Annotated in this window: 7 protein-coding genes; 2 read left to right on the forward strand and 5 right to left on the reverse strand. The window is 50.1% G+C overall.

The features are described from left to right. Positions 1-35: 35 nt before the first annotated feature. The 4 genes from G465_RS0100870 to mpl form a co-directional block, all read right to left on the reverse strand. Positions 36-482, reverse strand: a complete 447-nt coding sequence (locus G465_RS0100870; protein ID WP_022652588.1) for a response regulator — start codon at positions 480-482, stop codon at positions 36-38. Further along, complete coding sequence (locus G465_RS14885) at positions 483-1,754, reverse strand: sensor histidine kinase (RefSeq protein WP_162138800.1); 1,272 nt, start codon at positions 1,752-1,754, stop codon at positions 483-485. Positions 1,755-1,807: 53 nt separating this feature from the next. Next, a complete protein-coding gene (locus tag G465_RS14890) occupies positions 1,808-3,028 on the reverse strand; it encodes a sensor histidine kinase (protein ID WP_022652590.1) in 1,221 nt (406 codons plus the stop codon). A 183-nt stretch (positions 3,029-3,211) separates the two neighbouring features. Next, a complete protein-coding gene (gene mpl / locus G465_RS0100885) occupies positions 3,212-4,603 on the reverse strand; it encodes a UDP-N-acetylmuramate:L-alanyl-gamma-D-glutamyl-meso-diaminopimelate ligase (protein ID WP_211213652.1) in 1,392 nt (463 codons plus the stop codon). 210 nt (positions 4,604-4,813) lie between these two features. On the opposite strand from mpl, the gene G465_RS0100890 reads away from it, so the two are divergent. Together G465_RS0100890 and G465_RS0100895 are read left to right on the forward strand one after the other, a co-directional pair. Continuing rightward, entirely contained in the window at positions 4,814-7,675 is a 2,862-nt protein-coding gene (locus G465_RS0100890) for a monovalent cation/H+ antiporter subunit A (protein WP_022652592.1), read from the forward strand. Further along, entirely contained in the window at positions 7,663-8,004 is a 342-nt protein-coding gene (locus tag G465_RS0100895) for a Na+/H+ antiporter subunit C (RefSeq protein ID WP_022652593.1), read from the forward strand. The genes G465_RS0100890 and G465_RS0100895 overlap by 13 nt, the downstream gene beginning before the upstream one ends. A 26-nt stretch (positions 8,005-8,030) precedes the next feature. On the opposite strand, the gene G465_RS15255 is transcribed toward G465_RS0100895, so the two are convergent. After that, positions 8,031-8,297, reverse strand: a 267-nt coding sequence (locus G465_RS15255; protein WP_155846471.1) for a zinc ribbon domain-containing protein, incomplete at its 5' end; no start/stop codon positions are given.

Consider the following 8,297-nt stretch of genomic DNA (forward strand, 5'->3'; position numbering starts at 1 on the left):
GTATCTTGCCGTATTGCACAGCAAAGCGGCGCAGTTTAGTTCACTTTTGGCAATTTCACCAAGGTAAACCAATAGTTTTCTATTTGCTTCACTGCTTGGATAAATTGTTCCATATCAACGGGCTTAGTGATGTAGCCGCTGGCACCCAATTGGTAAGAGGCGGTGATATCTCGTTCGACATCAGAAGTCGTTAACACCACCACTGGAATGGTATTTAAGGAGGGATCGGCCTTGAGATGACGAAGAAATTCTTTACCGTCCATGCGTGGCATATTCAAATCTAACAGAATCAGATCGGGCGTTGGGGTTCCCTGATACTTACCTTCGCGGCGTAAAAAAGCCAACCCCTCCACCCCATCTAACACATGATGCAAATTTGATAAAACATGCCCTTCACGCAAAGCAATCTTGACTAAATGGGCATCGGCTAATTCATCTTCGATCAATAAAATTTCAACCGGTGGTGGGCTCATTAACATCATTTATCCTAAAGTATTCTTCAATTCAACAATCACCACCGTGCCATGTGGCATGTTTTCTTCAATCCACACGCGACCGCCGGCACTTTCGACAATGCGCTGCACAATCGCCAGCCCCACGCCGGTGTGTGAGTTGTCATCCTGCACCGTAACTCTTTCAAAAGCTCGAAACACCCGTAGGCGATATTCTGGCTCAATCCCAATCCCATTATCCGCAATGCGATATTGGCTACGATTCGCGGTCATTTTGCCAGAGAGCGTAATGCAGGGTTGACGTGAGGGTTCGGTGTATTTCAGTGCATTTTCAATCAAAATACTCAGCACATCACGCAAACGTGGTCGATCTAATACGCAGTTTGGCAAAACATCTATTTCGATTTTCGCATTTTTTTGCAAAATTTGGTTGCCTAATCGTTGCACCACTTCATGAGCGACTTCGGTAACATCCTGCTGTCGCATCTCGCCACGCGGCTCACTAGCAGCTAAATAGAGCTGAATATCTCGCACTAAATGGCGTAAACGATGGGCCCCTTCTCGAATAAAACGCAATGCCAACAGACTGTCTTCGTCTTTCAGTTCTTTACTGAGCGCGTTATTCAAAAACTGGGCATAGCTATCTAAACGGCGAATCGGCTCCATCAAATGATGAGCCGACACTTCTGCAAAACGGCGCAGAGTTTGATTGGCGTGATCTAAGGCCTCGGCATGTTGCTTGAGCGTTACATTCAACAGGCGGCGGCGATAGATGTTATACAACAAAGAAATAATTAAGCCTGCTTGTAACAATAAAAAGAAATATAACAGATTATAAAACTGTTGTTCTTGCTCGCGAATTTCTTTCACTTTTTCATTCACCATCTGTTCAAGACGGTTTTGATAATTCCACAGAGCCGGTTCGCTTTGACGACGCGTTGAGACATCGTGTACCACCGATAGCAATAAATCTTCGCCATCAAAAGTATAAGGACGAGAGAACACTTCAACCGTTCGAAAATCGCCATTTTGTAGACGATGACGAAAGATAAAATGATTTCGCCCTTCTTTCAGGGCTAACAGACGTTCTTCGGCAATTTGCTGTGGGCTTAAGGTGTTGATTTCATCAATCTTCATCTTCAGCATTTGCTCACGGTTATAGCCATAAAAGGCTAAAGCACTGCTGTTGACGTTGCGAATTTCCCCCGACTTCGGCTCAATCAACAACATCACCAATGGATGTTTATCGAAAAAATCACTAAACGCGGGTTGTGCGTAAACCGGCAGGGTAAATACAGCCATGAGGCCTAACATCAAACACCACACACAGCGCAACAGCTGCCTAGGCAACAGGATTAGCACACATCCTCGGCTTTCTCTGCTTCAGTCTGCAGCAAGGGGAGAGAGAACCAAAACGTGGAGCCAAGACCTTCGCCTTCAGAATGCACCCCGATTTCACCGTCATGATGTTGCACAATCCGCCGACACAACGCCAACCCGACGCCACATCCTTCAAAACGTGAACGGGCTTGCAGACGCGAGAACACCTTAAATAAGCGTTCAATATGGGCAGGATTGATACCAATACCCTGATCACGTATCTTCACTTGCCATTGATTTTTTTGCTGTCGGCTCTCGACTGCAATTTGCGGCACGTCTGTCACCTCGTGATATTTCAGGGCATTCCCAATCAAATTCTGAAATAACCGCACCATTTCATCACGACTGACATAAGCCGAGGGCCATTCACCACTGATGCGAATCACCGCACCAGACTGGGTAATATCGGGCTGTAAAAAAGCCAGCGCCTCATCCAGTGTTTCACGGGTGGACAACAACCGTTTAGGCGAGGTTTTACGGCCAACCCGCGAATACTCCAGCAATGAAACAATCATGCTGTCCATCCGCCGCGCACCGTCGAGAGCAAAGGAGAGAAACTCTTGCTCATCTTCTTGTAAACGGTCACTGAGACTGCGTTCTAACAACTGAAGATAGCTACTTACCATCCGCAAGGGTTGTCGCATATCGTGCGACACCGCGTAGGCAAACTGTTCTAAATCAGCATTTGAGGCTTGGAATTGGCGAGCTTGTTCGGCCAGCACCGCTTCGTGATGTTTGCGGCGGCTGATGTCGGCGATAAAACCATGCCACAACACTGCACCATCCTCTAGGCGGCGTGGCGTGGCCCGACCTTCTAACCAAATCCAGCCTTTGGTTGGATGGTGGGCGTGATATTCAAGATGCCAAATTGATAAATTTTTGGCTGAATCGTAAATTGATTGGCGAATTCGCTCTAAATCATCAGGATCTAATACGGCAAAAACTGGGGTGGCGTCATCTACCACTTGTCGTGGAGTCACCCCATAGACATCAAAAATCCCTTCGCTGGCATACGGAAAACAAGAGCTGCCATCAGGGCGCAATAAATACAGATAAATCACACCGGGGACATGGTGTGCCAGTTCACGCAATGAGGCTTCTGCTTGCCAGTTGGCGTGGGGTTTGACGAGGTGACAAACCGCATGGTGTGCCAGCGCTAGCGATGCCAGAAAACGATAGCGATAGGTAGTGGGCATAAAACATTCCCAGAAAATTAGCCAATTTCCGCATCCTTGTCGGGAAACAAGGATAGTTTTTGCGATTTTAAGCTATTTTTAACTTTATAGGCGGGAGCAACGGCAGCAATTCACTTAAAATTGCCTAATATCAAATTGGCAATTTTTCTGGCAAATCGATAGAGCACCCACTACCAACTTAGCTTAATCGTTTGGCTTGGTTAATGCGTCTAACAATTGCTGGTGAATGCCGTTGAAACTGCCATTACTCATCACCAAAATATGATCGCCGGCTTGGGCACAACGCACCACATCAGCCACTAAGTCAGAACATGAATCAAAACAGCGCACTTTCTCTCCCAAAGGTGCCAATGCCGCTGCCGCATCCCAACCCAATTGATATTGATAACACCACACTTGATCGGCTTCATGCAAACTCGCGGCCAACGCATCTTTTAGCGTACCCAATTTCATGGTGTTAGAACGAGGTTCGAGTAGGGCTAAAATTCGCCCTTGTTTACCGACTTTCGCCCGTAAACCGGCAACGGTTGTCGCAATGGCGGTCGGGTGATGGGCAAAATCGTCATAGACTGTGATCCCAGCGGCTACGCCACGCACTTCCATGCGGCGTTTCACATTGCGGAAAGATGCCAAAGCCGCAATCGCTTGCGCCGGTGGTACACCAACATGACGTGCGGCAGCAATCGCGGCGAGCGCGTTGTGGCGATTATGTTCACCAAACAAGTCCCATTCCACACGGCCTTGTTTGATGCCGGCATACCACACATTAAAATGTCCCTGAGCATCAGCCTCGCCCGCCATCCAACCGCCTTGCTCAGCAAAATACTCCACCGGCGACCACAACCCACGCCCTAACACTCGATCTAGACTCGGTGCCTGACCGTTAACAATCAATTTCCCTTGTCCGGGGACGGTACGCACTAAATGATGAAATTGTGTTTCAATTGCTGCTAAATCGGCGAAGATGTCTGCATGATCGAACTCAAGATTGTTCAAAATCGCAGTACGCGGATGATAATGGACAAACTTTGAGCGTTTATCAAAAAACGCGGTGTCGTATTCGTCGGCTTCAATCACAAAAAACGGACTGCGGCTGTTGAGGTCTTGCCGTGGGGTTTGTGGCAACCGCGCCGACACGCCAAAGTTTTCTGGAACGCCACCCACTAAAAAACCAGGGGCTAAACCGGCTTCTTCTAAAATCCACGTCAGCATCGCGGTGGTGGTGGTTTTGCCATGTGTCCCTGCCACAGCCAACACCCACAAGCCCTGTAACACATGTTCGGCCAACCACTGTGGCCCCGAGGTATAGGGTAAACCCCGATTGAGAATTTCCTCAATCACTGGCATACCTCGCTTGGCGACGTTACCTATCACATAACAATCGGCATCGAGGCCATCTAGCTGTTCGGCGGCAAAGCCTTGGGTAATGTCAATCTCCAGTGCGGCCAGTTGGGTGGACATTGGGGGATAGACCTGAGCATCACAGCCGGTAACAGTATGACCGGCGGCGCGTGCCAATGCAGCAATGCCGCCCATGAATGTGCCGCAGATGCCAATGATATGAATATGCATAATTAACGTGTCTTAAGCAGAATTAAAGTCAGTAAGGTTAAAACAAAAATAGCCTTTCTGCGATGTTTGCTCTTAAGCAGCTGCCATCGCTTTGTCACTGCCATGCCTTATGCTGGATAGCAACTTAGCAGTGGCGGCGGTTATACTTCGCCCCTTGTTGTGCAGTGCTCTTGCACTGCGTGGTTATTGTTTACACGCCAGGACAGTCTAATCATGAGTCTTGCCCTGATTGTCATGCTGCCCTTTATAGGTGCTTTGTTTCCTGCTTTGTTACTACGAGCAGGGCGAAATGCCTGCGCCACAGCGACTTTCACTTTTAGCCTAGCGGCTTTTATTTTACTGATCTTTCAAGCACCCGCCGTGTTACAAGGTGAAACCTTGCACGCCAGTTGGCAATGGTTGCCTAAACTGGGGCTTGCGGTTTCTTTTATGCTTGATGGATTAGGTCTGTTATTTGCAGGATTGATCCTTGGTATTGGCTTATTGGTGATTTTTTACGCCCGTTTCTACCTGTCAAAACAGGATAATATGGGCAGTTTCTACACCTATTTGCTGTTATTCCAAGGGGCGATGCTGGGCATTGTGCTGTCGGATAATATCCTGTTAATTCTGGTGTTTTGGGAATTAACCAGCCTGTCTTCTTTCTTGCTGATCGGCTATTGGAAACATCTCCCCGCCGGGCGGCAAGGGGCACGCATGGCGCTGACCGTTACCGGTGCCGGTGGGTTAAGTTTGATTGCTGGGTTGATGTTACTCGGCCATATTGTCGGTTCTTACGACCTCAGCGTGATGTTGCAACACCGTGAGTTAATTCAATCTTCCCCACTCTATCTGCCAGCACTGTTACTGATTTTGGGTGGCTGTTTTACCAAGTCGGCGCAGTTCCCTTTCCATTTTTGGTTACCGCATGCGATGGCCGCCCCAACACCGGTCTCGGCCTATTTGCACTCAGCGACGATGGTGAAAGCGGGGATTTTCTTGTTAGCGCGCTTATGGCCGGTACTATCGGGAACGCCAGAGTGGTTTTATCTTGTCGCGACCACCGGTCTGATCACCATGTTGGTTGCGGCGTGGATTGCGCTGTTCAAAGATGACCTAAAAGGCTTATTGGCTTTCTCTACCGTCAGCCATCTCGGGTTGATTACCCTGTTGTTGGGCTTAGGTAGCCCGATGGCGGCTGTTGCTGCGGTGTTCCATATCATCAACCATGCCACCTTTAAAGCTGCTTTGTTTATGAATGCTGGCATTGTCGATCATGAAACCGGCACCCGCGACATTAAACAGCTCGGTGGGTTGTGGCATCTCATGCCCATCACGGCAACATTAGCCATGGTTGCCGCTGCATCGATGGCGGGGGTACCGCTACTCAATGGCTTCTTGTCAAAAGAGATGATGTTAGAGCAAGTCGCGCATACCGCGTGGCTCGATCAACCGTGGCTGATGGCGATAATTGCCACCCTCGCCGCGTTGTGCTCGGTGGCCTATTCGTTCCGCTATATCGTGCATGTGTTCTTCGGCCCACAACGCCATGACTATCCCGATCATCCGCATGACCCACCGCTCGGCATGTGGTTGCCACCGGCTATTTTGGTGTGCTTGGTGATTTTGATTGGTCTGTTTCCACAAACCTTCGCCGGTGCGCTGGTAGCCAGCAGTGCCAAGGCGGTGATTGGCGGAGCCTTACCAGAGTATCACTTAGCAATTTGGCATGGCGTCACCCCTGCGTTATGGATGAGTGTGATCGCCCTGATCGGTGGTTTGAGTCTGTTAGCCGGCTATCGCAAAGTCCGCTCGGCATGGGAGGCAGGGCCACATCCTGATGCAAAAGCGATGTTCCAAGTCTGGATCAAGGGTTTGGTGCAGCTTGCACAGGTGGCAAGTCACGGTTTACACAATGGTTCATTGCAACGCTATTTGGCGTGGATGGTGGGTGCAGCCGTGGTTGTCGGCTATGGCGCATTTATGAATAGCAGTTTAAGCGCCGGTAGCCGCGAGTTACTGCCTGCCCATCCCACCGCCATCGCCGCTTGGCTGTTATTGATCCTCGGTTGTCTGTTAACCGTGTGGTTACATCATCAACGACTGTTGGCCCTGATTATGGTCGGGGTGATTGGCATGGTGGTGTGTGTCGGCTTTGTCTATCTCTCAGCGCCCGATCTGGCCTTGACCCAAATCTCGGTTGAGGTCGTGACTGTGATTCTGATGTTATTAGCATTAAATGTCTTGCCCAAAACCACACCTAAAGAAAGTGGCTTTGGCCGCAAAGGGCGCGATATTTTGTTAGCCACGTCCGCAGGGGTTGGTATTGCCACATTGGTATGGGCATTCCTGACCCGTGATTTCACCACCCTATCTGACTACTACCTTGCTGAATCGTTGCCGGGTGGGGGGGGGACCAATGTGGTCAACGTCATCTTGGTTGATTTCCGTGGTTTTGATACCTATGGCGAAATTACTGTGTTGGGCATTGCTGCCCTGCTGATTTTTGCCCTGTTAGATGGCGCCTTACATGGCGGCAGTGCAGCCAAACGATTGGCACAATGGCTACCCGATCAAGCCCGTGCGGCGGATCGGCACCCACTAATGCTTGTCGTCGCGGCGCGCGTGATGTTGCCTTTGGCGTTGTTAGTTGGCGTGTTTATCTTCTTGCGCGGTCACAATGTCCCCGGGGGCGGCTTTATCGCTGGCTTAGTGGTATCCGTCGCGTTAATCATGCAATACATGGCCAGTGGCTTTGGTTGGGCGGCACAGAAAATCCGCCTTGATTACCATGCGATGATTGGCTCGGGCGTGTTATTAGCCGGCTTAACCGGTATTGGCTCGTGGTTATTTGGTTATCCGTTCTTAACCAGCAGTGTGCTGCATCTTGATCTACCGGCATTGGGCGAGATTCATATTGCGTCTGCGATGTTCTTCGATGCAGGCGTGTTCTCGGTAGTGGTGGGTGCCACCATGTTAGCGTTGTCTCAACTGTCACAAATTGGACGTCGCGCCGAAGCCCTCCCCGTCAATCAAGCGGCGATGGATTGTGATCCATCCCACCCCTTGCAGAAGGACCCCTCATGGAAGCCTTAGTTGCCTCAGCTGTCGGCGTCTTAACCGCCGCAGGGATTTACCTCTTATTGCGTGGCCGCACCTTTCCGGTGGTATTAGGGCTGGCCTTGTTGTCGTATGCCACCAATATCTTTTTGTTTGCTATCGGTCGGTTGAAAATCAATCAAGCCCCGATCTTAAGTGACACCGCCCTAGGCTATACCGACCCGTTACCACAAGCGTTGGTGTTGACTGCGATTGTGATTTCTTTTGCGATGACCGCAGTGATTGTGGTGATGTCATTACGCAGCTATTTGGAAAGCGGCTCTGACCACGTGGATGGCGCACAACAAAACAAGGAGGAGGCGTAAATAACCCTCGACTGAAGTCGAAGGCTTTATTGTGAAGCGCAGACATGGTTACCCCTATCGACACTCCCAACATCAGGCGTATTTACAGCCGCCATTGGCGAGACGGCAGTCTCGCCAATGCGGGCAAGGTTCCGACTTGCATTCAAGTCGCTGTGCGCCCGCAGACCACAGTGAGGGCACTCGAAACGATGTTTCGAGCGCTTCCCCAATCCTCCACAACACGAGCAGGTCTGGCTGGTGTAGGCCGGGTTGACGTATTCGACCGCGATGCCTGCTGCCTTGGCCTTGTATTC

The organism is Aquaspirillum serpens DSM 68 (assembly GCF_000420525.1).
GTDB lineage: Bacteria > Pseudomonadota > Gammaproteobacteria > Burkholderiales > Aquaspirillaceae > Aquaspirillum > Aquaspirillum serpens.